The sequence below is a fragment of the Parafrankia sp. FMc2 genome (assembly GCF_041008525.1).
In the GTDB taxonomy this organism is placed as follows: domain Bacteria; phylum Actinomycetota; class Actinomycetes; order Frankiales; family Frankiaceae; genus Parafrankia.
Genome location: NZ_JBFLUG010000513.1, coordinates 1 through 575, shown reverse-complemented (window position 1 = coordinate 575; position 575 = coordinate 1). Strand labels below are relative to the sequence as shown.

Here is a 575-nt window from a genome sequence, read left to right as displayed (position 1 = left end):
GCGGAAGCCCAGGTCGCGGGTGCATCGATCTTCTTCGGTGACGAGGCATCGATCCGGACGGACTTCCACTCCGGTACCACCTGGGCGCCGGTCGGCCAGACCCCGATCGTGCGCGGCACCGGTAACCGCAAGACCGTCAACATGATCTCCGCGATTTCTGCGCAGGGAAAGCTTCATTTCTCCCTCGTGGACGGCACGACCACCTCCGCGACGTTCATCGAATTCTGCAAGCAGCTCCTCCAGGACGTCGACGGCACCGTCTTCCTCATCGTCGACGGCCATGGCATCCATAAATCCGCCGCCACGCGGGAGTACGTCGCCTCGACCGAAGGTCGACTCAGGATCTTCCATCTCCCGCCCTACTCGCCCGAACTCAACCCCGACGAGTGGGTCTGGAAGAATGTGAAGAACGATAACGCCGGGAAAGTCGCCGCCCGCACTGTCGACGAACTGCGCGACAGCGTCAAGAAGGCGTTCGCTCGCCTCTTGGCCACACCGGAGATTATCCGAGGCTTCTTCCGATCTCCAGACCTGTCCTACATCAATATTCCACTAACTTAGTTTTCTCTTAGTAG

1 protein-coding gene is annotated in these 575 nt (G+C 60.0%); it reads left to right on the top strand.

What is annotated here, in order from left to right; genetic code table 11:
• On the top strand, positions 1–561 hold a 561-nt coding region (locus tag AB1460_RS38215), incomplete at its 5' end, for an IS630 family transposase (RefSeq protein WP_368967492.1).
• Between the last annotated feature and the right edge of the window lie 14 nt (positions 562–575).